Origin of the sequence: Chromobacterium sp. IRSSSOUMB001, from assembly GCF_023507765.1 — a bacterium.
Lineage (GTDB): Bacteria > Pseudomonadota > Gammaproteobacteria > Burkholderiales > Chromobacteriaceae > Chromobacterium > Chromobacterium haemolyticum.
The window spans coordinates 212581-236442 of the sequence record NZ_JALCYU010000004.1; the positions used below are offsets into that span (position 1 = coordinate 212581).

A 23862-nucleotide genomic window follows, 5' to 3' on the forward strand; every position below is an offset into this window, starting at 1 on the left:
GCGCCATGAAACCGCTCCATCTGCAGCGCAAACACGACAACGCCGTCTCCGCCGAAGGGCAGACCGACGCACGCCAATACCTGACCTTCCAGCTGGGCGGCGACGTCTTCGCCATCGGCATCCTGGCAATACGTGAAATCCTGGAATATTTGAAACCCACCCATGTGCCGCTGATGCCGCCCTTCATTCGCGGCGTGATGAATTTGCGCGGCTCGGTGGTGCCGGTAATAGACCTGTCGTTGCGCTTCGCACGAGGCGAAACCGAAATCAATCGCCGCACCTGCGTCGTCATCATCGAGGTTGAAGGAGAGGACCAGCTGCAGTTGATCGGCATTCTGGTGGACGCGGTGCACGAAGTGCTGGCCATTCCCGACGCAGACATCGAGCCTCCGCCCCAGTTCGGCAGCAAGATCCGCGTCGACTTCATTGCCGGCATGGCCAAGCTGGACGGCCACTTCATCGTGCTGCTCAATGTCAACAAAGTGCTGTCGGTCGATGAAATGGCCCTGATCTCCAGCCTGGGCCAGCAGGAAACCGCAGCGGAAACCCAAACGGAAAAGGCCTGAGCGGCCATGCCGGCCCACTTCGCCTCCGCGCCCGGCCCAAGTTTTCTGTCCGTCTCCCGGCAGTTGAAACTGGGCTTCGGCGCGCTGCTGTTTCTGCTGCTGGCCTTGATTGGCGCGGGGCTGTACGGCCTGGAGCAATTCCATGTTCAATTGGAGGAGATCACCCAAGTCTATGGCCGCCACGCCCGGCTCAGCGACCGCATGCAGGTCCAGATCCAGGAAATGCGCATCGACTACCGCTCGCTGATCATCGTCTCCTCCCGCCGCGACATCGACACCTGGCGCGAACGCTATTTGAGCGCGCGCAACCGCTACCTGGAGCTGGAACAGCGTCTGGCCGACGGCATCGCCCGGCAACAAGCGCCGGGCCGGGCCAGCCTGCAACAGGCCCTGCGGCAACTGCAAAATCGCCGCATAGAGGCCTTCATCCAGTTGGACCAGGCGATGCGCCAGGCCGCCGCCAACCAAAAATACGAAGCGCGCAAAGTCCTGGGCCACGCTACGCCCAATTTCCTGGCCGCCTTGCGGAGGCTGCGGACCGAAACCCACGCCTTGCAGCAACAAGCCGCCCTGCAAGCGGAGAGCCGCGGCCGGGAATTGAAAACGCTGTTGCTGACGCTGGCCGGAGGCAGCGCGCTGGCCGGCCTCCTGCTGGCTTGGGCCATTCACCGCAACCTGTGGCGCATCCTGGGCGCGGAGCCCGACGAGCTGGCCGAACGCATGCGCGAAATGGCCGCCGGCCGGCTATGGCGCGGCGGCAAGCTGCCCGCGGGAACGCGCCGCAGCGTGCACTCCACCTTGGAATACAGCAGCCGCCACCTGAGCGACATCATCCAAGACGTGCGTCACAACGCCGACCAATTGGCCGACAGCGCCCGCGAAATCCGAGCCACCGCCGAGGCGCTGGCGCAAAACAGCTGGGCCGCCGCGCTCAGCGTTAGCGCCACCGCCCAATCCTGCGCTCAAATGCACGAAGTCAGCCAAGGCAACCTGGCTCAGGCCGAACTGACCAACGCCGCCGCGCACGACGCCGCGCGCCAGGTGGCTGACGGCAAACAAGCGGTGCAGACCGCGGAAAACGCGCTGGAACAGATTGCCGAACGCATCGCAACCGTCGAAGACATCGCCTACCAAACCAATTTGCTGGCGCTCAACGCCGCCATAGAGGCCGCCACCGCCGGCCGGCACGGCCATGGTTTCGCCGTGGTGGCCGGCGACGTGCGCAAGCTGGCCGAACGCAGCCATCACGCCGCCCGGGAAATCAGCGAACTGGCCCGGCACAGCCGCCATGAAGCGCGTCAGGCCGCGCGCGCGCTGTCCGGCATTCTGGAACGCAGCGCGGCCACCGCGGAACTGGTGGGCGGCATCAGCGCCGCCAGCCGGGAAGAGGCGCGCGGCATATCCCAAGTCCGCGACGCGATGGAGCACCTGGGCGAGGTGTCCCAGCGCAACACCTCCAACAGCGAAGCGCTGGCGGCCACCGCCGCCGAAGTGCACAAACAGGCGGCGCGTCTGCAACAGCAAATCGCTTACTTTCTGATTCAGGAGACAAGCGCGGAGACGGGGAGCGCGTCGAATCCACCCTGAAACGGCGCGGCAACTGATCTACATTAAAACGAATGAACCGGTCGCTTGGCCACCTTCGGCACAAAGGCCCTGGTAATGACAAAACAAGACGTCGATATTTTCCTGCATCCCGGCGATTGGTACTTCGGCGACAAGCACCACAAGGTCCGCACGCTGCTAGGTTCCTGCGTCTCGATCACGCTGTGGCATCCCAAAGCCAAAATCGGAGGGATGTGCCACTACCTGCTGGCTCGGCGCACCGACCGCAGGGCATCGACACTGTCGGGCCGCTACGGCGACGAAGCCATGCTGTTGATGCTGCACGAGGTGCTGAACTCCGGACTGCCCTTGCAGGAATTCCACGCCAAGCTGGTGGGCGGAGCCGCAGTGCTGGCCGGCGTCGAGCGCGATCAGCCGCACGACGTGCCGTCGCGCAATATCGACATGGCCTACCAGTTGGTCAAGCAACTCGGGCTATCCGTGCATGCGGAGGATTTGGGCGGCAACAGCCCGCGGTTGGTGATGTTCGATCTGGCCACGGGCGATGTGTGGGTAAAACAGACGCAAGACGCGGACATGAGCAGGATTTCCGCACACCATAAGGCAAGGACTCGGGCATGACTATCAAAGTGCTGATCGTGGACGACTCTGCAGTGGTTCGCCAAGTGCTGAGCCAGGTTTTCAGCCAGGCAACCGGCATGACGGTGATGGATGTGGCCACCGACCCCATCGCCGCGATGGAAAAAATGAAACAGCAATGGCCGGACGTCATCGTGCTGGACATCGAGATGCCCCGCATGGACGGCATTACCTTTCTCAAACAGTTGATGGCCAGCCGACCAACGCCGGTGGTGATCTGCTCGTCGCTGACGCAGAAAGGCACCGACATCAGCATGCAGGCGATGGCCGCCGGCGCGGTGGAGGTGATCGCCAAACCCATGGCCGGGGTCAAGGGCTTTCTCGAAGAGAGCGCCAGCCAACTGGTGCATGCGGTGCGCAGCGCCGCCGCCGCCCGAATGAACCGAGTGCGGGTGATGCCCTCCGCCGGCGGCGGAGCGCCCTCTGGCGGCCCGGCGCCAACACCCAACCCGCTGGAAACCCGGCCCAAGCTGTCCGCCGACGCCATCCTGTCCGCGCCCACCGGCGGCAATATGTTCGCCACCACGGAACGCATCATTGCCGTGGGCACCTCCACTGGCGGCACCCAGGCCTTGGAAACCGTCCTCACCGCTTTGCCGCGCACCTGCCCCGGCCTCGCCATCGTCCAGCACATGCCGGAAAAATTCACCCGCTCTTTCGCTGAGCGGCTGGACAGCCTGTCCCAGATCGAAGTCAAGGAAGCCAGCAACGGCGACCGAATCCTGCCGGGCCGCGCGCTGATCGCCCCCGGCGGCAAGCACATGATGATCAAACGCAGCGGCGCCTTCTATCTGGTGGAAGTGGTGGATGGACCGCTGGTCAGCCGCCACAAGCCGTCGGTGGACGTGCTGTTCCGCTCCGCCGCCAAGTTCGCCGGCAAAAACGCGCTGGGCATCATCATGACCGGCATGGGAGACGACGGCGCCAAGGGCTTGAAGGAAATGCACGACTGCGGCGCCAAGACCATCGCCCAAGACGAGGAAAGCTGTGTCGTGTTCGGCATGCCCAAGGAAGCGATCCGCCTGGGCGCGGCCGACGAAGTGATGTCGCTGGACACCATCGCCAAGGCGATTTGCCGCTGAACGAGGAAACACCATGCAACTGGATATCCAGGACGTCCTGATCATTGACGACAGCACCTTGCAACGCCAGCACGGCTGCGAGATCTGCCAAGGCCTGGGCGCGCAGCAGATCCGCCAGGCCGCCAACGGCGAGGAAGGTCTGGAGCGGATGCGCGAGCAGCTGCCCAGCCTGATCCTGCTGGATTTGGAAATGCCCAAACTGGACGGCGTGCAAGTGATGCAACACATGGCCAAAGAGGGGCTGACCGCGCCGCTGGTGGTCACTTCCAGCAAAGACTATCTGTTGATCTCCACCGTGGAGCTGATGGGGCGGGAGCTTGGGCTGCCGGTGCTGGGCGGCTTAAAGAAGCCGCTGCGCCAGCCCGAGCTGCTGGACCTGCTCAAACGGGTCTGGACGCCCAAGGGCAGCGACGAACACCATGCCGAACTGTTCAGCGAGGTGGAGGTGCGCGAGGCCCTGGACAAGGGCGAGATCATTCCCTACTACCAGCCCAAGGTCACCCTCAACGGCGGCTTGCTCAAAGGCGCGGAAATGCTGGCGCGCTGGCAGCACCCGGAGCTCGGCATCGTCTCGCCCGCCCGCTTCATCCCGGTGGTGGAAGCCAGCGGCTGGGCCACCGAACTGACGCTCAGCATGCTGGACCAAGGCCTGAAGCAATGGCAGGAATGGGCGCGTCGCGGGCTGCGGCTGCCGCTATCGGTCAATCTGTCGGCGCTGTCGCTGAAGGGCGACGACCTGACACAGCAGATCGAGCAGCGGCTGCTTAGCACCCATGTGCCGCCGCGCTTCATCATCTTCGAAGTGACCGAGACCGCGATCGCCGACAACCTGGCCGAGGCCATCGGCATCGCCGCCCGGCTGCGGCTGGGCGGCCTGGGCCTGTCCATCGACGACTTCGGCACCGGCTTCGCCACCTTGCAGCAACTGACCCGCTTCCCGTTCACCGAACTGAAAATCGATCAATCGCTGGTCACCTCGGTGTCCACCAAGCCGCACCTGGAAGCCGTACTCAACAGCGTGATCGAACTGGCGCAACGCATGCAACTGACTACCGTGGCCGAGGGCATAGAAACCACCACCGATCTCGACTTCATGGGCAACCGCGGTTGCCTGATGGGCCAGGGCTATTTCATCGCCAAGCCGATGGACGCTCCCCATTTTGAAAGCTGGGTCAAGGAAAGAATGCAGCAGCATAAGGAGGCCAGCACCGGCTGAACCCCACGCTCAGGCAGACCACAACGGCGGCTCGTCCAACAGCGCGATCTGCTCGCGCAAGGTCAGAATCTGCTCCTCCCAATAACGCTGGCTGTTGAACCAGGGGAAGGCGACCGGAAAGGCCGGATCATGCCAACGCCGAGCCAGCCAGGCGCTGTAATGGATCAAGCGCAAGGTGCGCAGCGCCTCCAGCAGATGCAGCTCGCGCAGATCGAACTCGCAGAAATCCTCGTAGCCGGCCAGCACCTCGGCCAGTTGCGCCGACTGCTCCTCGCGGCTGCCGGACAGCAACATCCACAAATCCTGCACCGCCGGCCCCATGCGGCTGTCGTCGAAGTCGACGAAATGCGGGCCGTCGTCGGTCCACAGCATATTCCCGACATGGCAATCGCCGTGCAGCCGCAGCGCGCTCACCGCGCCGGCGCGCTGGTAGGCGCGGTCGACCCCGGCCAGCGCCTGCTCCAGCACGCCGCGGAAGACTTCGCGCAGTTCCGGCGGCAAGTCCGCGTGTTGTAATAGATAGTCCGCCGGCTCGCGGCCGAAGCTGTCCGCGTCCAAAGCCGGCCGCCGCTCGTAGCCCTCCACCCGGCCCAAGGCGTGAATGCGCCCAAGGAAACGGCCTATCCACTCCAAGGTTCGCGCGTCGCCCAGCTCAGGCACCCGGCCTCCGCGGCGAGGAAACAAGGCGAAGCGGAAACCGCCGTGATGGTGCAGCGTCGCGCCGTTGAAAGCCAACGGCGGCACCACCGGGATCTCTCGTTCCGCCAGCTCCAGCGAAAACGCGTGCTCCTCCAGTATCTGCTCGTCGCTCCAGCGCTCCGGCCGGTAAAACTTGGCCACCAGCGGCGCGGCGTCGTCGATGCCGATCTGATAAACCCGGTTCTCATAGCTGTTCAGCGCCAGCAGGCTGCCGGAGCTGTAAAGACCCAGGCTGTCCACTGCGTCGAGAATGGCGTCCGGCGTGAGACCGGCGAAGGGAGGCGTTTGATGTGTCTGCATCCAGGCATTATACGCAGCCGGCAGCTCTCGAGCGTAAGCGGGTAAAATGAAGGAATCTGACGTCGCGCCGGAAGCTTCCATGGACCTGAAAAACCTGTATACCCGCCTGCCCTCCGTAGACCGCCTGCTGAGCCACGACCGTCTGTCCCGCCTGCTGGGCCGCCACGGCAACGCCGCGCTGGCCGAAGCCGTGCGCCAGACGCTGGAGCAAGCGCGCCGGACCATACGCGAACAGCACGCGCTGCCGCCCTGGGCCGCCAGCGACGACAGCCTGGCCGCCGCCGTAGGCGATCGAGTCGCCGAACGCCAGCGCATGCGGATGCGCCCGGTGTTCAACCTGTCCGGCACCGTCTTGCACACCAATCTGGGCCGCGCGCCGATGGCCGAGACCGCGGTGGATGCAGTGACCGCGGCGATGCGCGAAGCCGCCACGCTGGAATTCGACCTGCAAGGCGCCGGCCGCGGCCACCGCGACCAGGCGGTCAGCGAACTATTGCGCGAACTCACCGGCGCCGAAGCCGCCTGCGTGGTCAACAATAATGCGGCAGCGGTGCTCATCATGCTATCCACCGTGGCCGCCGGCCGCGAGGTCATTCTGTCCCGCGGCGAGATGGTGGAGATAGGCGGCGCCTTCCGCATGCCGGACGTGATGCGCCAGGCTGGCTGCCGGCTGGTGGAAGTGGGCGCCACCAACCGCACTCACCTGAAGGACTATCGCAACGCGATCACGGCGGAAACCGGCCTCCTGCTCAAGGTCCACACCAGCAATTACGCGATTCAGGGCTTCGCCAGCAGCGTGGCGGAGGCGGAACTGGCCGAACTGGCGCGCGAACGCGGCCTGCCGGTGGCCACCGATCTGGGCTCCGGCGCGCTGATCGACCTGGCCGCCCACGGCCTGCCTCACGAGCCGATGCCGCAGCAGATGATCGCCGCCGGCGTGGACTTGGTCAGCTTCTCCGGCGACAAGCTGCTGGGCGGGCCGCAGGCCGGCCTGATCATCGGCAAGCGCGAATGGATAGACAAGATTCAGCAACACCCGCTCAAACGCGCGCTGCGCTGCGACAAAATGACGCTCGCGGCGTTGGAAGCCACGCTGCGGCTTTATCTGGAACCGGACCGGCTGCCCGAAACCCTGCCGACGCTGCGCCTGCTGACCCGCCCGCAAACAACGATGCGCGCCAGCGCCGAGCGCCTGCGCGCCCCGCTGGCCGCCGCGCTGGGAACGGACTATCTGGTAGAGGACGCCGCCTGCCTGTCCCAGATCGGCAGCGGCTCGCTGCCGGTGGACCGCTTGCCCAGCTGGGCGCTGGCGGTTTCGCCCGCCGACGGCCGAGGCGGCACGCTGGAACGGCTGGCCGAAGCGCTGCGCGCGCTGCCGCGGCCGGTGATCGGCCGCTTGGCCGACGGCCGGTTATGGCTGGACCTGCGCTGCCTGGAGGATGAAACCGGCTTTATCGACAACCTGGGCTCATTGGCGCGTCCATAGCCACACCAAAACGCCGGCGGCCATGGTCCAGCATGCCGCCGCGCCCAGCAAGGCCGCGCCCAAGCGCCAACGGTCGATCAGCCAATACAAAGCCAACAAATAAATAAAATAAGGCAGCAGCGAAGCCATGCCGAACAGCAAGGTGGTTTTCAACTCGGCCACGCCGCGCTCGCTGCCCACGATATAGTGCGCAATCAGCGCGAAGGTGGGAAACAGCGGCACCAGGCCGGCGATATAGTAATTCCTGGACCTGGCCAACACGCTGATCAACAAGACCGCCAGCGCGCCCAAGACGCTTTTCAACAATAAAGCCATTTCCTTACCCGCCCGCGGAAAACCACGATTGTGTCACAAGCCGTCCAGCCAACGGCTGAGGTTCATTCTTGTTCTCATTCTCATTAATAAAAACAATCAATTTTTTAAAATTAATAGTCAGTGTGCGATAATAGCGATATCCCACCCACTGCCGGACTGCACTGCCATGGCCCACACTCATCACGCCATCGACGGCGACAGCGTAGAAAAACGCCGCGCCGGCCGCATCAGCACGCTCGTCAGCGTCGCGGTCAACCTGATTCTCTCCACCACCCAGATCGTGGTGGGCGCCCTGGCGCACTCCTCCGCCTTGATCGCCGATGGCCTGCACTCGCTGTCCGACCTGATCGCCGACTTCGTCGTCTTGCTGGCCGGCAAACACAGCCACAAAGCGCCGGACAACGATCACCACTACGGCCACCACCGCTACGAGAACGCCGCCTCGCTGGTTCTGGGCTTGCTGTTGCTGGGCGTCGGCCTGGGCATGCTGTACAACGCCGCCGCTAAATTCCACGACCCCGCCTCCATCCCCACCGTCCATGTCGTCGCCTTGTGGGTGGCTCTGCTGGCCCTGGTGGTCAAAGAGGCGCTATTCCGCTACATGCTGGCGGTGGCAAAACGCGTGCGCTCCAGCATGCTGGTGGCCAATGCCTGGCACGCGCGCTCCGACGCGGCCTCCTCGCTCGTGGTGGCGCTGGGCATTATCGGCAACCTGATGGGCTACCCTCTGCTGGACCCGGTAGCCGCGCTACTGGTGGGCCTGCTGGTCGCCCGCATGGGCTGGCGCTTCGGCTGGGACGCAATGCATGACCTGATGGATCGCGCCGCCGACGACGACGCCGTCGCCGCCATCCGCCAGACCCTGCTGGCCACCCCCGGCATCCACGGCGTGCATGACCTGCGCACTCGCAAGATGGGCGATCTGATCCAAGTGGATGTGCATCTGGAAGTAGACGGCGCCATCAGCGTGGAACAAGCCCACGCCATCTCAGAGGCCGCGCGCCACCATGTGCTGGAGCTCCACCCGGTGCTGGACGTGCTGATCCATATCGATCCCGTCGGGCACTACCTTCCGGACGCCGCGCCCGCAAGCTGAGCGAGGCCCCATGGCCAAGCCCGCCGTTTCTGGCGATACTTGGCCTTTTCCCCCTTCAGCTTCGCCCGCCATGATTATCGCCACCGCTGGACACGTAGACCACGGCAAAACCACCCTGCTGCACGCCCTGACCGGCACCGACGCCGACCGTCTGCCGGAAGAAAAAAAACGCGGCATGACCATAGATCTGGGCTATGCCTATTTGCCCACGCCAGACGGCGGCGCGATCGGTTTCATCGACGTGCCCGGCCATGAACGCTTCCTCGGCAATATGCTGGCCGGCGTAGGCGGCGTGCGCCACGCCCTGCTGGTCATCGCAGCCGACGACGGCGTGATGCCGCAAACCCGCGAACACCTCGCCATTCTGCAATTGCTGCAACTGGACAGCCTGACCGTGGCCGTCAGCAAAAGCGATCTGGTCGGCCCGGAAGCACTGGAACGCGTCATGAGCGCGGTGCGACAGACGCTGACGGAGCACGGCCTGCAAGCGACAGCGCTGCTCCCGGTTTCCGCGCGCACCGGCGTCGGCGTCGATGCTTTACGGCGGCAAATGCTGCAACAGCGCGGTGACGCGGCTGGCACGGAACGGCGCTTCCGTCTGGCGATAGACCGCGCCTTCACCATAGGCGGCGCCGGCCTTGTGGTAACTGGCACGGCTTGGGGCGGCCGCGTCAGCATAGGCGACACGCTATGGCTGAGCGGCAAGGACGTTCCGGTCCGCGTACGCGGCCTGCATGTGCAAAACCAGCCGGCGCGGCAAGGCCAGGCGGGGCAGCGCATCGCGCTCAACCTGGCAGGCGACGTCGAAAAACAACAGATTCAGCGCGGCGACTGGCTGCTGGCGCAAGCGGCCCCGGCACCGAGCACCCGCGTCAGCGTCCGCTTGCGCCTGGCTCCGGCGCTTCACGCCACGCTGCGCCATTGGCAGCCCGTGCACATCCATCACGCCGCCAGCCACTGTACCGGCCGGGTGGCGCTACTGGAACGCCCGCAGCTCCATTCCGGCGACGAGGGGTTGGCGGAACTGAGCCTGGACCGTCCGCTCCACCTGGCCGACGGCGACCGGATAATCCTACGAGACGCCGGCGCGCAGCACACGCTGGCCTGCGCCACGGTGTTGGAGCGGCAACCGCCCACCCGCGGCAAGCGACACGACGAACGGCTGGCCTATCTGCGCGCCCTGGCCGCGGCGGGAATGGAGGATGTCGAGAATCTGCGGCTCCGCCTCAGCCGGCAAGCGGTTTCCCTGCCCGATCTGGCCTGGGACCGGCAATTAAACGAAACCGGCCTGGCGGAACTGCTGCGCGCCGCGCCGCTACGCATCGCCGGCCAACATGCTTATGCGCCGGAACACTGGGTAAGTTTGCTAGAACAACTGCTGCAACGACTGGCGGCGCTGCATCTTCAGCAACCGGATCAACTGGGCGCCAGCCGCGGCCGCGCGCGCCGGCTGGCGCTGCCGCAGGAAAGCGAGGCGGCGGTCAACTTGATGATTGATCAGTTGCTGGCGGAAGGGAGGCTGGCCAACACCCGCGGCTGGCTGCACCTGCCCGAGCACGTGCTGGCTTTCAGCGCAGAAGAAACCGCGCAGTGGCGGCGATTGGAACCGGCTTTCGCCGAGGAGAACCAAGCGCACTGGGTACGGGATCTGGCAACGGCTGCCAGCCTGGAAGAAGAACAGGCGCGCGCCTTGCTGCGCAAAGCCGCACGACTAAGTCATGTCCACGCCGTGGTGCGGGACCGCTATTGCTCCAGCGCGACCATACGCGGCATGGCGGCCATCGTTCGAAACCTGAACCAAGACGTCGGCTACGCCGACGCCGCCAACTTCCGCGATCAGTTGGGCTGCGGCCGCAAACTGGCGATTCAGATCCTGGAATACTTCGACCGCTGCGGTTTTACCCGTCGCTTGGGCGACAAACACCTTCTGCGCGAAGCCCGGCTGTTCGACTAGCCGGCATGCCCGGGGCCTGGCGGCGACTCCAAGGCCCGGCCCAGCACCGCGCGCAGCCGGCTGATGTCAAACGGCTTCTCCAGACGCGCGGCGAACCAAGCGGCGCGCGGGTCCGCGTACTCTTCCGGATACGCCGTCATCGCGATGATTTTCACGCCACGGTGGCGCACGCTGCGCTTCAGCGCTTCCGCCACTGAATAACCGCTCTCATTACCCAGCTGCATGTCCAACAACACCACGTTGAAGCTCGCCTGCTGCAGCTTTTGACAAGCTTCCGCCACCGAGCTGGCGGTGGACACCGCGTAACCGTTCATCTGCAGACAATCTGAAAATGGCTCTCGGATATTCTTGTCGTCGTCCACCACCAACACCGAGCGCTCCGGCCCCGGCAGTTGGTCGGGCACCACAATCGGCAAACGGACGATGAATTCGGAGCCGACGCCTACCACGCTCTTCAGCTCCAACTCGCCGCCCAGCAGCGACACCAGCTCCTTGACCACCGCCAAGCCCAGCCCGCTGCTGCCCACTCGACGCGCATGCCCCTGGAAAAACGGCTGGAAAATGCGAGATTGAAACTCCTCAGGCACGCCGATGCCGGTATCTATCACCCGGATATCCAAAATATTGCGGCCATCGGCGGCGTCCACACCGGCCTCAACAGTAACCGTCCCGTGATCCGTGTAACGAATGGCGTTGGTCAGCAGATTCCCGACTATCTGCCGTAAACGGTCTCCGTCCAACCTCACCTTCGGCGGCAACTCGCCCAGCCGCACATGCAGGCCCAGGCCCTTGCCATCCAGCTGAGCGCGATGCACGTCGATCACCTCGTTCAGCGCCGCCGCCACATCCACATCGCTGATATGCAAGCGGAACTGCATGTTTTTGATCGCGGAGATGTCCATGATGTCCCGTACCTGGGTCATCAGATGCGCCATGCAGGTTTTCAAGCGCCCCACCGCCTTGGCCGCCTTTCCTGCCGGATCAATGTCGGGCTCGATCAGCTCCACGCATACCTGCATGGTCTGCAGCGGCGAGCGGATCTCGTGGCTCAGCGTGGCGAGGAAGGTGGTGCGGTCCAGTTCCGCGTTCACCGTGGCCTTATGCGCCTCACGCTCTTGTTCCAATAGTTGCTGACGGGCGGCGGCGTCGCGACGCGCGCCCTGATAGCGGTACAAGAGCACGAAAATCACCATGCAAATACCGCCCAGCGCGAACCACAGCGAAGCGACCAACTGCTGGTTGTGCCGCAAATCCTTATTGCGCGCGTCGCGGGACGACACCTCGGCCACGCGCGCCTGAACCGCGAACTCCGCCAGCGAAGGCCTGATGCTGTCGATGCGGTCTATATTCTGCTGCGCGGTCCTTAGGCTGGGATGCAGAATATTCTCGTCCTCGAAGAAATCCTGCAACAGGCTGGCGGTGCCCTTGAAGCCGTCCACGCGGCTCAGCATCTCCTGCATCTTGGATGGAGTGACGAAATCGAGGAAACGGCTGTTGGCCACCGCCAAGCGAAATTGCACTTGCGACTCGGGGACTTCCCCCGCCTTCAACCTCAACAGGTCCGCGCGGGCTTTCTCAAGCTCAAGCTGCATCTGCGCCACCGACCAGTACAAATCTTCGCTGCGCCCCTCAAAGCCGCGCGCCGGCACATAACGCTCGATCGCCATGTAAACGCCGATGGCGAGCAACAAAAAGCCAAGCAAGGCCAGCGCCGGAATCCCCTTCCAGCCGGACAGCATCGATTTGTTCATCGCTCGTCCCGAGCCCTCCTGACCGGCCGGCATCAAAACACCACCAGGCGATTGATTTGCCATACCAGCTTGGCGTCCATCACCGGCCCTTTCTTATCCTCCGGCATTTGGTCCAGTGGATACATCAGCCAAAGCGGCCCGCGGTTGGTGATGTCCAAAGGCTTGTTGTTGACCGAGCGGGCCAGCACGACGTCGAAGTCGTAGAATTCGCGGCGGTCTATCCAGTACACGTAGTCGTTCAGCGCGCGCAGTTTCACCTTCTGGCCGCTGGCGCCCACCTTGGCCAGGATGTCCCGCATCAGCGGTCCGCTGAACACCGATTGCGGCGTCCAGCTGGTCCTGGTCACCACCGAATGCTGCTTCAAGTTCTGCAAATCCTGCTCGCGGAACTCGTACACATTCTTTTCTTTATTAGTGAACTGGCTGATCTTGCCCGACACCGTCAACACCACTGGCCCCGGTTCGGCATGCAGCGCGGCCATGCAACACGCCAGCGCCATTCCGCCCAAGACCGCCTTCCAGCTCTTCCCCATGCCACGCTCCCAACCCTGCTCATCCCGTGCCCGTCGTCCGACGTCTTTCGGCGCCGGGCTCATGACATTTGAACTTTGATTTTGCAAGCAAAACAATTAAATCTAATTAGAACAAAAATGCCATTAAAATATTTCTGGCCAATATATCAAGCTGCCCGACAAAAAACCATCCGCCCCTATCCGGACCAGTACCATGGGACAGTAGGCGGCGCTCGCGGCGCTCAATGCGAAAGCGGCCCTTCAGGGCCGCTTTCGCATTGCTCCGCCGGCCTCGCCGGCGATAGGCTCATTTGCCGCGACGCAGCCCCGGACGTCCCGCGACATGGCAAAGCTGGGTAAACAAAGACAGAAGGTGCTTCATACTGATTTCCTTTATTCTCAGTAGACGGAATGACCCGCGCGCTCTTGCGGCGCATTGCAGCGGGCCATCCATTCTAATGGCATGAGGCTCTGTCTAGAAATTCATTTTATTTATAAGGCATAAAATTGGCTTATCGCGATTCCGCGATATAATGCCCGCTGGCGTCGGCTTGACGCCAGCGGGCCAATAGTCCGTTCGCACTCTGGAAGAGACTCGTCCCCGGTGGGGCGGCTGGTCTTCAAAATCAGATGGGGCCGCCAGCGGTCCCGGGCAGGTTCGACTCCTGTTCTCTTCCGCCGTTCGCTCCGCCAACATCCCGCCCCAGGCATAGCGAGCAATGGCATTGGATCGCATGCTGTTTCACCAGCGCGCGCAGGCGCTCCAGCCGCTGCGCCTCCGCCAGCATCACAGATGCCGCCACGGGCTTGGCCTCAGTGTTCCGCGAAGCGGATGGAAGCATCGTCGTCGCTCCCGCCGCCGCGCCGATGCCCAGCATCACCCCGCCCATGCCGATATACCGCCATTTCACCCGCATCGCTCTCCCTCTCTTTACCTAGCCGTTCACCCTGAAGTCCGACCCCGCCGACAACGGGAAGTGCCGGCGACGCCCATAAAAAAACGGCCCCATGCAGGGCCGTTCCATGTGTGTTCGCCAAATCAGCGAATGATTTCCACCTTATAGCGCGGCGGCAGCAGCAAGGCCGGCACCTCCCGCTTCGCCTTGCGGCTACGACGGCCGCTCAAAGGTCTCTTCACACCCTCGGTCGAACCGGCCAGAACCGAAGCTTCCGGCTTGGACGGCGCCGGCAAGCGCTCACGCTCCCGTTCGCGCTCACTGGGGCGCGTCAGCCAGGAAGGGCGGAAACCGTCGACGATCTGCGGCGTCAACGTCTGCTTGGTCAGCTTCTCGATAGACTCGTGCTGACGGGTTTCTTCCGGGGACATTAACGAAATCGCCACGCCCTTGGCGCCGGCGCGGCCGGTACGGCCAATCCGGTGCACATAATCTTCCGGGGCGTTCGGCAGCTCGAAGTTGACCACATAGGGCAACTCCGTCACATCCAGGCCGCGAGCGGCGACATCGGTGGCCACCAATATGCGCAGTTTGCCTTCCTTGAACCCCGCCAACGTTTCCAGACGCGCGCCCTGAGCCTTGTCGCCGTGAATGGCTTCGGCTTGCAGGCCGTCGCGCTGCAGTTCACGCGCCAGACGGTCGGCGCTGAGCTTGGTCTTGCAAAACACGATGACCTGGCTCATCTCGCGAGATTTGATCAGATGCGTCAACAGATGGCGCTTTTTGAAGGCATCCACCGAGTAAACAATCTGCTCGACCTGATCGTTGGTGGCGTTTTGACGCGCGACCTCCACCGTTTGCGGCGACTTCATGAAGTCAGCGGCCAGCCGTTTGATCTCCGGCGCAAAAGTGGCGGAGAACAATAGGGTCTGACGCTCTTTGGGCAGCATCCCCATGATCTTGCGGATGTCCTGAATAAAGCCCATATCCAGCATGCGGTCGCCTTCGTCCAGCACCAGCACTTCCACCTTGTTCAATTGAACGGTTTTTTGCTGGATGTGGTCTAGCAGGCGGCCCGGCGTGGCGATCAGGATTTCCACGCCGCGGCGCAGTTCCTGAGTTTGCGGGTCCATATTGACGCCGCCAAACACCGTGGTGGCGCGCAGAGGCAGGTATTTGGTGTAGCTCTTGACGTTGACGCCGATCTGATCCGCCAATTCGCGGGTAGGAGACAACACCAGGGCACGCAGCGGATGCATCGCCGGGGACACGCTGGTATTGGCGTATTTCTTCAGGCGCTCCAGAATGGGCAGCATGAAGGCCGCGGTTTTGCCGGTGCCGGTTTGGGCGGCGGCCAGCAAATCGCGGCTCGACAAGACCAGAGGGATCGCCTTTTCCTGAATCGGGGTGGGCTGGGAATAGCCCTGTTCTTCGATGGCGCGCAGAATCTCGGGCGACAGCCCGAGTTCGGAAAACAGCATGGACAACACTCCTGCAAAACTCGCGGGGCCTGTTGCGCGCACGCGCCAACACGCCCCCGTATTCAAATGACACAAACGGACAAGACAACGCCGCCCTAACGGCGGCGTTGGGTCGTCAGCCCATGTGGCTTGCGACGCTGAGCAGCAGGATTACGGCCAACCATAGCAAGGCGGAACGCCAGACCAGACCAACCGCGCTTTTCAGGTAGTTGGGGTCGGCTTCGTCGCCCAAGCCCAGTTCGGGCCGGAAGCGTATGGAGTAATCCTGTCTGAGCGGATCGCCCAATTTCACGCCGATCGCACCCGCGGCCGAAGCCAGAAGAATGCCATTGGCGTAGTTCCCCCATGTTTTGGCCTGGGAGCGCCAGCAATACACCGCATCTTCGAAATCGCCCATGATGGCGAAGCTGGCGGCGGTCAAACGCACCGGAATCCAGTCCAGCCAGGCAGCGGCGCTAGCCGAGAAACGACCGAACGGGTCTTCGTCCGCGTCGCGGTTGCCCCACTTCTGATTCAGCATAGAACAGAGTCGGTACAACAGCGCGCCGGCCGGACCCGGCAACAACACGAACCAGAACATGGTGCCGAACACATGGCGGTAGCTGTCCACCACCCCCTGCTCAATCGCCAGCCGGGAAATTTCCTCGACAGACAATTCAGCGGTGCCCTGTCCAGTCCAATTCGCCAGCGCGGTGCGCGCGTCCAGATCCCGCCCTTCGGCCAAGGCCTGGGAGATTTCGGAGAACGCACTGGAGAAATGGCGGAAACCCATGGTCAGATACAAGATCAGGACATTCCACAACATCGCCAGGATCGGGCTCAAGGCGTGCAGCGCGTAATAGATCAGCAAGCTGAGCAAGACCGCCGGCACGATCGCCAAGGACCACGCCAACACGCCATGGCGGTTGGAGCCGGCATTCAGATTGCGTTCCAAATGATTGGCGTAGCGAGTGAACAGCAGCCAGACGCGATTGCGATTGCCTAGCGGCCGCAACTGCTCCAGTGCCAGAGCGATAATCAAGGAAATCAGGGTCATTGGTTCCGGATAGTGGTTTTCTCAGGCCCGGAGAGGAAGATACCATAAAGGCCAGGGCATTCCCACTGCTCCTTGAGAATAGACTCTAAAACCGGCCGGGCGCGGTGAAAAAGCCAAGAGCGCCGAAAGGCGCTCTCTTGTGTATTGACGCTTGCCGGGGGCGTTTTCACCCCCCTTTTCCAGCCATCCCGCCTACGCGCGGCGGACTTTGAACAAACCTCAGGCGGAGCCGAGAAAGCGCCGCCCGGTCGCCAACTCCGGCAACTGGCCAGCCTTGTCGTAGCCCACGGTGGACGCTGCGGCATCGCGCAAGGTGTTCAGCGCGCCCTCCACCAGCGACAAGCGCTGGTCGATAAAGCTGCCGTTGAGCTGATTGATGCTCTGCGCCCGCTGGATCGCCTCTTCCAGCCCGGTCCAGGCCAAACTGGCTTCCGGCTTGTCCGCCAGCCAGATGTAAACCGTCTCGCTGTCCTGCACGCCGATCTGACGCATGAGTTCGCCGCGCTGAGCGGCGCTGACGGCCAGTTGGTCCAGCACGGCGCTCTTGCTCTCGGCCAGGGCGTCCAGCTGAATGTCAAAGCCCTGCACCAATACTTTTTGTTCCTGCTCCAGCAATGCGATCAGCCGGGCAACAAGATCGCTCTCGGCCCGGCACAACTGGCAGAATTCTTCAACAACGTTCATGCCTGACTCTCAACTGCGCGCTTAACGCGCCAACAATTCCTTGGTGGAGGCGATCAAACCGTCGGCGATCTTCTCCGGATTGACGTTGAACGTACCCGCGGCAATCGCCGATTTGATCGCGGCCACCTTTCCGGCGTCGAAGCCGGAATCGCCGCTGACCTTGCTTTCCACCGCGCTCAGACGGCTGGCCAAAGGGTTGATCGTCACGCTGTCGGATCCACTGGCGGCAGGGTTGGCATTGGCGGCCGCATCTCGCGGCGCGGCCTTGTTCTGGGTGCTGTAGCTTGCTGACAGCTTGCCCGAGTTATCTACTTTCATGGCATGGCCTTCCCAAAGGGAACCTGGATTACCTCTATTATCGGACGGAAAAACAATATCTTGAAGACTTTCTCCAAATATCCGCCCCCGCCCGCCGCGGCCATCACCTCGGCTTGCCGGCGAGCCGTCTCAATATATCACCATCACGCTGCCGTCCGCCTGCACTTGCCCGCGTATCACACGACCGGAGGCCATACGCACCGACACTTGCTCGCCTTCGGCGGCATTGCCTATCGCCAGCCCGTCGGCCGCCGCGGCGAAACCTTCTCCCGACGCCACCACCTTCACTCGCTGGTTGCTGTTCACTAGATAAGGCGCACGCACCATAAAGCTGCGCAACCAGGCGCCGGCCGGCGCGCCGGAGCGCATGGTCTTACCTATGGCCTGCTGCAGGTCGTCCAACACATTCCGCGCCAGGCTGGGATTGGCCACGTCGACTAAGCGCACGTCGGCGGCGCTCAGCACCTCGCCGGCCGCCACGGCCCGGCTCAGGGCCACGCCCATTTTCTTTTCATTGATCCGCACGGGAATCCGAAGTGCCCAACCCAGCTCCGGGCACGACACCGCGACGAAGGTGGCGCCGGTGGTCACGCCTGGCGTCGCCCAATCCGCCTTGGGCTGCGCGCAGGCCGGCACCGCCAGCTTACGGTCCAACTGCCCCAAGGTCCAAGTGGCGGGACGCATCGACAATTCGTGCTTGAGGAAGTCTCCGGCTAAAGCCTCCAAGCGTCCCAGGTCCTGCATGCCCGCGGCCGATGCCGCCACAGCCCAGACGCAGCACATCATCCAAAGTAGTAAACGTCGCATATCCGCATTCTAGCGCAAGCAGGGCCGGGACTGCAGCCTGCGCCCTCCTATTGACAATGCAGCGGAGAAATTAAAATACTCGCTTGAATAGAGCTTAGAGCCTGTTCAAAGTCTCGCGAGCAAGAGCGAGACAAGGCTAAAATGACTGAGAAAGCGGAATGTACGCGTGGTACATGAGCATTTCGAAGACGTTTTAACGCCGTATCGCTGAAGCGCAGCAGACTATGAACAGGTTCTAAGAATTTGTTCACGGTCTCTAGAGCTAAAGCGAGACTTTGAATAAGCTCTAACACTGCGGCAGACGCAAAAAAAACGGCCCCCATGGGGCCGTTTTCGCGTCCAAAGCGCTTCAGCTCAAACTGCGTTCGATGAAGGCTTTGACCTCGTCGGCGTCCGCCGGAAACACCGACACTTTCTGCGGCAGATCCTCCAGGCCGTCAAAACCGTCAGGCCGCGGCGGATCGCGGTCCAGCGCTTCGCGGATGGTGGCGGCGAACTTGGCGGGCAAAGCGGTTTCCAGACAAACCACGGTTTCGCCAGGGCTGCGCAACTCGCGAGCCACCTTGACCCCGTCGGCGGTATGAGTGTCCACCACCACGCCGTCTTCTCGGTCCAGCTGGCGGATAGTGGCCAGGCGGTCGGCATGGCTGCTCTTGCCGGAAACGAAGCCGAAGACCTCTGCTGCGGCGGCGGTCTGTTCCTCGGACAAGGTGAAACCGGTTCCGGCGTCCACCTGGCGCCACAGCGCTTTCAGCGCTTCCGGGTCCCGTCCCAGCAGATCGAACACGAAGCGCTCGAAGTTGGATGCCTTGGAAATATCCATCGACGGACTGGAGGTAACGTAGGTGTTGGCCGTGCCGCGAGGGCGGTAGGCGCCGGTGCGAAAGAACTCGTCCAGCACGTCGTTCTCGTTGGTGGCCACCAGCAGCCGTTCTATCGGCAAGCCCATCTGACGCGCAATGTGACCGGCGCAGACATTGCCGAAGTTGCCGGACGGCACGCAGAAGCTGACCTTTTCCTCATTGCTTGCCGTGGCGTTGAAATAGCCCTTGAAGTAATACACCACCTGGGCCACCACTCGCGCCCAGTTGATCGAGTTGACGGTGCCTATCTTGTGATGCGCTTTGAAGGCATGGTCGTTCTGCACCGCCTTCACGATGTCCTGGCAGTCGTCGAACATGCCCTGGATCGCGATATTGTGGATATTGGCGTCGTGCAGGCTATACATTTGCGCGCGCTGGAACGGGCTCATCAGTCCGTCCGGGCTCAACATGAACACTTGGATGCCAGCCTTGCCCCGCATCGCGTACTCGGCGGCGCTGCCGGTGTCGCCCGAGGTGGCGCCCAGAATATTCAGACGCTCGCCCTTCCTGGCCAGCACGTATTCGAACAGATTGCCCAGCAACTGCATCGCCATGTCCTTGAAGGCCAGCGTCGGGCCGTTGGACAGTTCCAGGATGGCCAGGCCATCATGCAGCCGCTTGAGCGGTGTGATCGCCTCGCTGCCGAAGGTCGCGCGGGTATAGGTACGCTCGACGATGGATTTGAGATCGTCTTCCGGGATATCGGTAGCGAACAGACGGATGACTTCAAAGGCCAATTCGGCATAGGACAGGCCGCGCCAGGCGTCCAGCCGCTCGCGATCAATCCGCGGATAGCTCTCCGGCAACACCAGGCCGCCGTCGGGCGCCAGGCCCATCAGCAGGATGTCGCTGAACGATTGCGGGGCCATGCCCCCGCGGGTGCTGATATAACGCATCAGGGAGTTTCCAGATATTGGGCGCAGGCGGCGGAGGCGTCCTTCATCCGCTGTTTGCCGCGCGGGTCGTCTTTCTTGATCTGGCCGGTCAGCACGCCCATCACCTCTTCCGAGGAAAAGCGGCCGGCCAGATGCTGGCTGGCGCACTGGCAATATTTTTGCACTTGTTCCGACGAGTGCTGGCCAACGCCGTCCGAAGCCGGAGTGCGTTTGACGCAGCCACGCATCAAAAAGCCCTGCAACAGGCTGTGCTGGCCGGGGGACAAGGGCGTCGCCCCGGCGCTTGCCAGGATCAGACCGGCGCCGAGGCCGGTCAGCCAGCGTTTAATCATTCAGTTCTTCCATGCGCAGGCGCACCACTTTGCCGGTGATGCTTTCCAGCGCCTCGATGCCGGAGATGGCGCGGTCAATCGCCTGTTCCTGCACGCGATGGGTCAGGATCACCACTTCGGCGGTGCCGTCGGACACCGAGCCTTTCTGGATGACCGCCTCGATCGAGATGCCGTTTTCCGCCAGCAAACGGGTGATGTTGGCCAGCACGCCGGCGCGGTCAGCGGCGCCGATGCGCAGATAGTAGGAGCTGACCACGTCGGAAATCGGCAGGATGGGCAGGTCCTGCAACTGGTCCGGCTGGAAGGCCAGATGCGGCACGCGGTGCTCCGGGTCCGCCGTCAGCAAGCGAGTCACGTCGACGATGTCGGCCACCACCGCGGAGGCTGTGGGCAGCGCGCCGGCGCCGGCGCCGTAGTACAAGGTGGGCCCCACCGCGTCGCCCTTGGCCAGCACAGCGTTCATCACGCCGTTGACGTTGGCGATCAACTGGCGCGCCGGAATCAGCGTCGGGTGCACGCGCAACTCCACGCCGGCGGGGGTGCGGCGGGTCAGGCCCAACAGCTTGACTCGGTAGCCCAATTCCTCGGCGTATTTGATGTCGCGCCCTTCCAGCTTGCTGATGCCTTCCAGATAACAGCGGTCGAACTGCATCGGAATGCCGAAGGCCAGCGCCGCCATGATGGTGAGCTTGTGGCCGGCGTCATGGCCTTCGATGTCGAAGGTGGGGTCGGCTTCCGCGTAGCCCAGCTGCTGCGCCTCGGCCAGCACTTCGGCGAAGCTCGCGCCCTTCTCGCGCATCTCGGTCAGGATAAAGTTGGAAGTGCCGTTGATGATGCCGGCAATCCACTCGATGCGGTTGGCGGACAAGCCTTCGCGCAGCGCCTTGATGATGGGAATGCCACCGGCCACCGCGGCCTCGAAGGCCACCATCACGCCCTGTTCCTGCGCGCGGGCGAAAATCTCGGTGCCGTGCAGCGCCAGCAGCTTCTTGTTGGCGGTGACCACATGCTTGCCGTTGGCGATGGCCTTGAGCACCAGCTCCTTGGCCACGGTGTCGCCGCCGATCAATTCCACCACGATGTCGACATCGGGGTTGTTCACCACCTGCATCGCGTCGGCCACCACGTCCACGTCCGGACCCAGCAAGGATTGCGCGCGGGCCTGGTTGCGGTTGGCCGCTTGCAGCAGGCGGATCTGACGGCCGGCGCGGCGGCTGATTTCCTCGGCGTTGCGTTTGAGAACGGTGGCGGTGCCGCCACCTACAGTCCCTACGCCCAATAGGCCGATATTGATCGGTTTCATTATCTGCTCCCTGTCTCTAGTATTTTGTCCCTGCCCGCGACGGCCAGCCCTGATCAAGAGCCGTGCCGCCAAGCCATTGCCGGCGCAGCGGGCGCGTGTCCCAAGTTTTCCTTGTCAGCGGACCGTATCCGCTGACAAGGAAAGCCTGATGGCAAGACGGGAGCCGCAGCCCCCGTCCCTCCGCTCAAACCTCAAGCCTCAAGCAACCGCGGTTTCAGGCTTCGCCGCCGTGGCGCTTGCGATAGTTTTCCAGGAAACGCGCAATGCGGCCGATGGCCTCGACCAAATCGTCCGAGTTGGGAAGGAATACCACGCGGAAGTGATCGGGCGCAATCCAGTTAAACCCTGAGCCCTGAACCAGCAATACTTTCTCCTCCTGCAACAGCTCCAGGATGAACTGCTGATCGTCGCCTATCGGGTAGACTTTGGGGTCCAGCTTGGGGAACAGGTAGAGCGCGCCCTGCGGCTTGACGCAACTGACGCCGGGGATGTCGGTCAGCAGCTTGTGCGCCAGATCGCGCTGGCGCGCGAGGCGGCCGCCCGGCGCCACCAGGTCGTCTATGCTCTGGTAGCCGCCCAGCGCCGTCTGGATCGCGAACTGCGCCGGCACGTTGGCGCACAAACGCATCGAGGCCAACATGTTCAGGCCTTCGATATAGTCCTTCGCGTGTTTCTTTTCCCCGGACAGAATCATCCAGCCCGCGCGGTAACCGCAAGCGCGGTAGTTTTTGGACAGGCCGTTGAAAGTGACCACGAACAGGTCCGGCGCCAGGGAGGCGATGGAGGTGTGCTTGACCTCGTCGTAGAGCACCTTGTCGTAGATTTCATCGGCGTAGATGATCAGCTGATGCTGGCGAGCCACCTCTACGATCTGCTTGAGCAGCGCCGGCGGGTAAACCGCGCCGGTGGGATTGTTGGGGTTGATTACCACGATGGCGCGGGTTGAGGGCGTGATCTTGGCGCGGATGTCGTCGATGCTGGGGAACCAGCCCTGCTCTTCGTCACACAGATAATGCACCGCCTTGCCGCCTGCCAGGCTGACGCCTGCGGTCCAGAGCGGGTAGTCCGGCGCCGGCACCAGCACTTCGTCGCCGTTGTCCAGCAGCGCCTGCATCGCCATAACAATCAGTTCGGACACGCCGTTGCCGACGATGATGTCGTCCATGCCCACATTGGGCAGCTGTTTTTGCTGGGCGTAATGCATGATCGCCTTGCGCGCGGCGAACAGGCCCTTGGAGTCGGAATAGCCGGAGGCTGACGGCAGGTTGACGATCACATCCTCGATGATTTCGTCCGGTGCGAAGAAACCGAACGGCGCGGGGTTGCCGATGTTCAGCCTGATGATACGATGGCCTTCGTCTTCCATCTTCTTGGCGTGCTCAAGCACCGGACCGCGGATGTCGTAACAGACGTTGGCGAGTTTTTGCGATTTATGGACTGGCTGCATGACGACAATGTTTTCCGTGGCTTGCCGCCCGCCGGAGACGGCGGTCTTGCCCTGGCGGCGCGGTTTGTGTTCTTTCATCTGATCTCTTTGGATGTCCCCGCTGAAGCGATGACCACGTTAACGTTGTGGCGGCAATCAGCGGCGGGGTCGAGTTATAATCCTATCCCAATCTCTGATGCACTGCAGCAGGTTCTTCGCCCCCGAAAAGGGCCGTCCGCCGCAGCGCTCGCAATCGGGAATCCACTCACATGAAAATGCAGCAATCGCTTGGACAGGGCCGCAACTTGTTCACCGGCTATGGCGAAGGCCATGTTCTGATCAACGCCCAGCGTCACGAAGGCAATCTGATCGTAACCGCGGACAGCGTGGCGCCTTGGCCGGTAACCGCTTTCGAGGATTTGCAAGAAAGCCATTTCAGCGCGCTGCTGGCGCTGCAGCCGGAAGTGGTGCTGTTCGGCACCGGCAAAAGCCTGCGCTTTTGCCACCCGCGCCTGTCCGCCGCGCTGGCCAACGCCGGCATTGGCGTGGAAACCATGGACACCCAGGCCGCCTGCCGCACCTTCAACATCCTGCTGGCGGAAGACCGTCGCGTCGTCGCCGCGCTGCTGGCGATTTGA

Annotated in this window: 22 protein-coding genes and 1 tRNA gene; 10 read left to right on the forward strand and 13 right to left on the reverse strand. The window is 63.0% G+C overall.

From position 1 onward, the window contains the following. Window positions 1–5 precede the first annotated feature (5 nt). From MOV80_RS07025 to MOV80_RS07045, 5 genes are all read left to right on the forward strand, one after another. Window positions 6–566, forward strand: coding sequence for a chemotaxis protein CheW (locus tag MOV80_RS07025; RefSeq protein ID WP_019103017.1), 561 nt, complete (start codon window positions 6–8; stop codon window positions 564–566). Window positions 567–572: 6 nt separating this feature from the next. Continuing rightward, the gene (locus tag MOV80_RS07030) at window positions 573–2153 is read left to right on the forward strand and encodes a methyl-accepting chemotaxis protein (RefSeq protein ID WP_019103018.1); all 1581 of its coding nucleotides are present in this window, start codon (window positions 573–575) and stop codon (window positions 2151–2153) included. Window positions 2154–2228: 75 nt separating this feature from the next. Beyond that, complete coding sequence (locus MOV80_RS07035) at window positions 2229–2753, forward strand: chemotaxis protein CheD (RefSeq protein WP_118268655.1); 525 nt, start codon at window positions 2229–2231, stop codon at window positions 2751–2753. Further along, window positions 2750–3853: a chemotaxis response regulator protein-glutamate methylesterase gene (locus tag MOV80_RS07040; RefSeq protein WP_043591196.1), complete on the forward strand. Its 1104-nt coding sequence runs from the start codon at window positions 2750–2752 to the stop codon at window positions 3851–3853. The genes MOV80_RS07035 and MOV80_RS07040 overlap by 4 nt, the downstream gene beginning before the upstream one ends. A 13-nt stretch (window positions 3854–3866) precedes the next feature. Next, complete coding sequence (locus tag MOV80_RS07045; protein ID WP_043640049.1) at window positions 3867–5069, forward strand: EAL domain-containing response regulator; 1203 nt, start codon at window positions 3867–3869, stop codon at window positions 5067–5069. A 9-nt stretch (window positions 5070–5078) separates the two neighbouring features. On the opposite strand, the gene MOV80_RS07050 is transcribed toward MOV80_RS07045, so the two are convergent. Continuing rightward, entirely contained in the window at window positions 5079–6068 is a 990-nt protein-coding gene (locus MOV80_RS07050; protein WP_019100630.1) for a serine/threonine protein kinase, read from the reverse strand. 46 nt (window positions 6069–6114) lie between these two features. Here MOV80_RS07050 and selA point away from each other — a divergent pair, with 46 nt between their 5' ends. Further along, entirely contained in the window at window positions 6115–7554 is a 1440-nt protein-coding gene (selA, locus tag MOV80_RS07055) for an L-seryl-tRNA(Sec) selenium transferase (protein ID WP_240333832.1), read from the forward strand. Here the strand turns inward: selA and MOV80_RS07060 are convergent. After that, on the reverse strand, window positions 7537–7869 hold the full coding sequence (locus tag MOV80_RS07060) for a GlpM family protein (protein WP_118268313.1): 333 nt from the start codon (window positions 7867–7869) through the stop codon (window positions 7537–7539). The genes selA and MOV80_RS07060 overlap by 18 nt on opposite strands. A 166-nt stretch (window positions 7870–8035) precedes the next feature. Here MOV80_RS07060 and MOV80_RS07065 point away from each other — a divergent pair, with 166 nt between their 5' ends. Continuing rightward, window positions 8036–8965 (forward strand): cation diffusion facilitator family transporter, encoded by a 930-nt coding sequence (locus tag MOV80_RS07065; protein WP_043591207.1) that lies wholly within the window; start codon window positions 8036–8038, stop codon window positions 8963–8965. A gap of 70 nt (window positions 8966–9035) precedes the next feature. After that, a complete protein-coding gene (gene selB, locus MOV80_RS07070) occupies window positions 9036–10919 on the forward strand; it encodes a selenocysteine-specific translation elongation factor (protein ID WP_118268314.1) in 1884 nt (627 codons plus the stop codon). Here selB and MOV80_RS07075 read toward each other — a convergent pair. Further along, window positions 10916–12670, reverse strand: coding sequence for a HAMP domain-containing sensor histidine kinase (locus MOV80_RS07075; RefSeq protein ID WP_161784610.1), 1755 nt, complete (start codon window positions 12668–12670; stop codon window positions 10916–10918). The two genes, selB and MOV80_RS07075, sit on opposite strands and share 4 nt — an antisense overlap. Before the next feature lie 32 nt (window positions 12671–12702). Then, window positions 12703–13203, reverse strand: a complete 501-nt coding sequence (locus MOV80_RS07080) for a molybdopterin-dependent oxidoreductase (protein ID WP_043591213.1) — start codon at window positions 13201–13203, stop codon at window positions 12703–12705. A 565-nt stretch (window positions 13204–13768) separates the two neighbouring features. Between MOV80_RS07080 and MOV80_RS07085 the strand changes: the two genes are divergently transcribed. After that, window positions 13769–13860: transfer RNA gene (locus MOV80_RS07085), tRNA-Sec, on the forward strand. A 361-nt stretch (window positions 13861–14221) separates the two neighbouring features. Here the strand turns inward: MOV80_RS07085 and MOV80_RS07090 are convergent. The 9 genes from MOV80_RS07090 to MOV80_RS07130 form a co-directional block, all read right to left on the reverse strand. After that, complete coding sequence (locus tag MOV80_RS07090) at window positions 14222–15559, reverse strand: DEAD/DEAH box helicase (RefSeq protein ID WP_019100621.1); 1338 nt, start codon at window positions 15557–15559, stop codon at window positions 14222–14224. Between the two features lie 115 nt (window positions 15560–15674). Continuing rightward, window positions 15675–16595 (reverse strand): CobD/CbiB family protein, encoded by a 921-nt coding sequence (locus tag MOV80_RS07095; protein WP_019100620.1) that lies wholly within the window; start codon window positions 16593–16595, stop codon window positions 15675–15677. 219 nt (window positions 16596–16814) lie between these two features. Next, the gene (locus MOV80_RS07100) at window positions 16815–17279 is read right to left on the reverse strand and encodes a flagellar protein FlgN (RefSeq protein ID WP_019100619.1); all 465 of its coding nucleotides are present in this window, start codon (window positions 17277–17279) and stop codon (window positions 16815–16817) included. A 21-nt stretch (window positions 17280–17300) separates the two neighbouring features. After that, window positions 17301–17597, reverse strand: a complete 297-nt coding sequence (gene flgM, locus MOV80_RS07105; RefSeq protein ID WP_019100618.1) for a flagellar biosynthesis anti-sigma factor FlgM — start codon at window positions 17595–17597, stop codon at window positions 17301–17303. 129 nt (window positions 17598–17726) lie between these two features. Continuing rightward, the gene (gene flgA, locus MOV80_RS07110) at window positions 17727–18404 is read right to left on the reverse strand and encodes a flagellar basal body P-ring formation chaperone FlgA (RefSeq protein ID WP_039753955.1); all 678 of its coding nucleotides are present in this window, start codon (window positions 18402–18404) and stop codon (window positions 17727–17729) included. Window positions 18405–18753: 349 nt separating this feature from the next. Beyond that, window positions 18754–20163, reverse strand: coding sequence for a threonine synthase (gene thrC / locus MOV80_RS07115; RefSeq protein WP_118268315.1), 1410 nt, complete (start codon window positions 20161–20163; stop codon window positions 18754–18756). Further along, window positions 20163–20495, reverse strand: coding sequence for a hypothetical protein (locus tag MOV80_RS07120; RefSeq protein ID WP_019100614.1), 333 nt, complete (start codon window positions 20493–20495; stop codon window positions 20163–20165). Before MOV80_RS07120 ends, thrC begins: the two co-directional genes overlap by 1 nt. Beyond that, entirely contained in the window at window positions 20488–21798 is a 1311-nt protein-coding gene (locus MOV80_RS07125; RefSeq protein ID WP_019100613.1) for a homoserine dehydrogenase, read from the reverse strand. The genes MOV80_RS07120 and MOV80_RS07125 overlap by 8 nt, the downstream gene beginning before the upstream one ends. A 214-nt stretch (window positions 21799–22012) precedes the next feature. Then, window positions 22013–23245: a pyridoxal phosphate-dependent aminotransferase gene (locus MOV80_RS07130; protein ID WP_118268656.1), complete on the reverse strand. Its 1233-nt coding sequence runs from the start codon at window positions 23243–23245 to the stop codon at window positions 22013–22015. Between the two features lie 248 nt (window positions 23246–23493). Between MOV80_RS07130 and MOV80_RS07135 the strand changes: the two genes are divergently transcribed. Beyond that, on the forward strand, window positions 23494–23862 hold the full coding sequence (locus tag MOV80_RS07135; protein WP_039753953.1) for an Mth938-like domain-containing protein: 369 nt from the start codon (window positions 23494–23496) through the stop codon (window positions 23860–23862).

Excerpts from the sequence above, each read along its gene's own strand:
- flgM (WP_019100618.1), bottom strand. The coding sequence starts at position 17,597 with ATGAAAGTAGATAACTCGGGCAAGCTGTCAGCAAGCTACAGCACCCAG.
- MOV80_RS07045 (WP_043640049.1), top strand. The coding sequence starts at position 3,867 with ATGCAACTGGATATCCAGGACGTCCTGATCATTGACGACAGCACCTTG.
- MOV80_RS07095 (WP_019100620.1), bottom strand. The coding sequence starts at position 16,595 with ATGACCCTGATTTCCTTGATTATCGCTCTGGCACTGGAGCAGTTGCGG.
- selA (WP_240333832.1), top strand. The coding sequence starts at position 6,115 with ATGAAGGAATCTGACGTCGCGCCGGAAGCTTCCATGGACCTGAAAAAC.
- MOV80_RS07075 (WP_161784610.1), bottom strand. The coding sequence starts at position 12,670 with ATGAACAAATCGATGCTGTCCGGCTGGAAGGGGATTCCGGCGCTGGCC.
- MOV80_RS07135 (WP_039753953.1), top strand. The coding sequence starts at position 23,494 with ATGAAAATGCAGCAATCGCTTGGACAGGGCCGCAACTTGTTCACCGGC.
- MOV80_RS07090 (WP_019100621.1), bottom strand. The coding sequence starts at position 15,559 with ATGCTGTTTTCCGAACTCGGGCTGTCGCCCGAGATTCTGCGCGCCATC.
- MOV80_RS07125 (WP_019100613.1), bottom strand. The coding sequence starts at position 21,798 with ATGAAACCGATCAATATCGGCCTATTGGGCGTAGGGACTGTAGGTGGC.
- MOV80_RS07100 (WP_019100619.1), bottom strand. The coding sequence starts at position 17,279 with ATGAACGTTGTTGAAGAATTCTGCCAGTTGTGCCGGGCCGAGAGCGAT.
- MOV80_RS07060 (WP_118268313.1), bottom strand. The coding sequence starts at position 7,869 with ATGGCTTTATTGTTGAAAAGCGTCTTGGGCGCGCTGGCGGTCTTGTTG.
- MOV80_RS07040 (WP_043591196.1), top strand. The coding sequence starts at position 2,750 with ATGACTATCAAAGTGCTGATCGTGGACGACTCTGCAGTGGTTCGCCAA.
- MOV80_RS07030 (WP_019103018.1), top strand. The coding sequence starts at position 573 with ATGCCGGCCCACTTCGCCTCCGCGCCCGGCCCAAGTTTTCTGTCCGTC.
- MOV80_RS07065 (WP_043591207.1), top strand. The coding sequence starts at position 8,036 with ATGGCCCACACTCATCACGCCATCGACGGCGACAGCGTAGAAAAACGC.
- MOV80_RS07035 (WP_118268655.1), top strand. The coding sequence starts at position 2,229 with ATGACAAAACAAGACGTCGATATTTTCCTGCATCCCGGCGATTGGTAC.
- MOV80_RS07130 (WP_118268656.1), bottom strand. The coding sequence starts at position 23,245 with ATGCAGCCAGTCCATAAATCGCAAAAACTCGCCAACGTCTGTTACGAC.
- flgA (WP_039753955.1), bottom strand. The coding sequence starts at position 18,404 with ATGCGACGTTTACTACTTTGGATGATGTGCTGCGTCTGGGCTGTGGCG.
- MOV80_RS07050 (WP_019100630.1), bottom strand. The coding sequence starts at position 6,068 with ATGCAGACACATCAAACGCCTCCCTTCGCCGGTCTCACGCCGGACGCC.
- MOV80_RS07120 (WP_019100614.1), bottom strand. The coding sequence starts at position 20,495 with ATGATTAAACGCTGGCTGACCGGCCTCGGCGCCGGTCTGATCCTGGCA.
- selB (WP_118268314.1), top strand. The coding sequence starts at position 9,036 with ATGATTATCGCCACCGCTGGACACGTAGACCACGGCAAAACCACCCTG.
- MOV80_RS07080 (WP_043591213.1), bottom strand. The coding sequence starts at position 13,203 with ATGGGGAAGAGCTGGAAGGCGGTCTTGGGCGGAATGGCGCTGGCGTGT.
- thrC (WP_118268315.1), bottom strand. The coding sequence starts at position 20,163 with ATGCGTTATATCAGCACCCGCGGGGGCATGGCCCCGCAATCGTTCAGC.
- MOV80_RS07025 (WP_019103017.1), top strand. The coding sequence starts at position 6 with ATGAAACCGCTCCATCTGCAGCGCAAACACGACAACGCCGTCTCCGCC.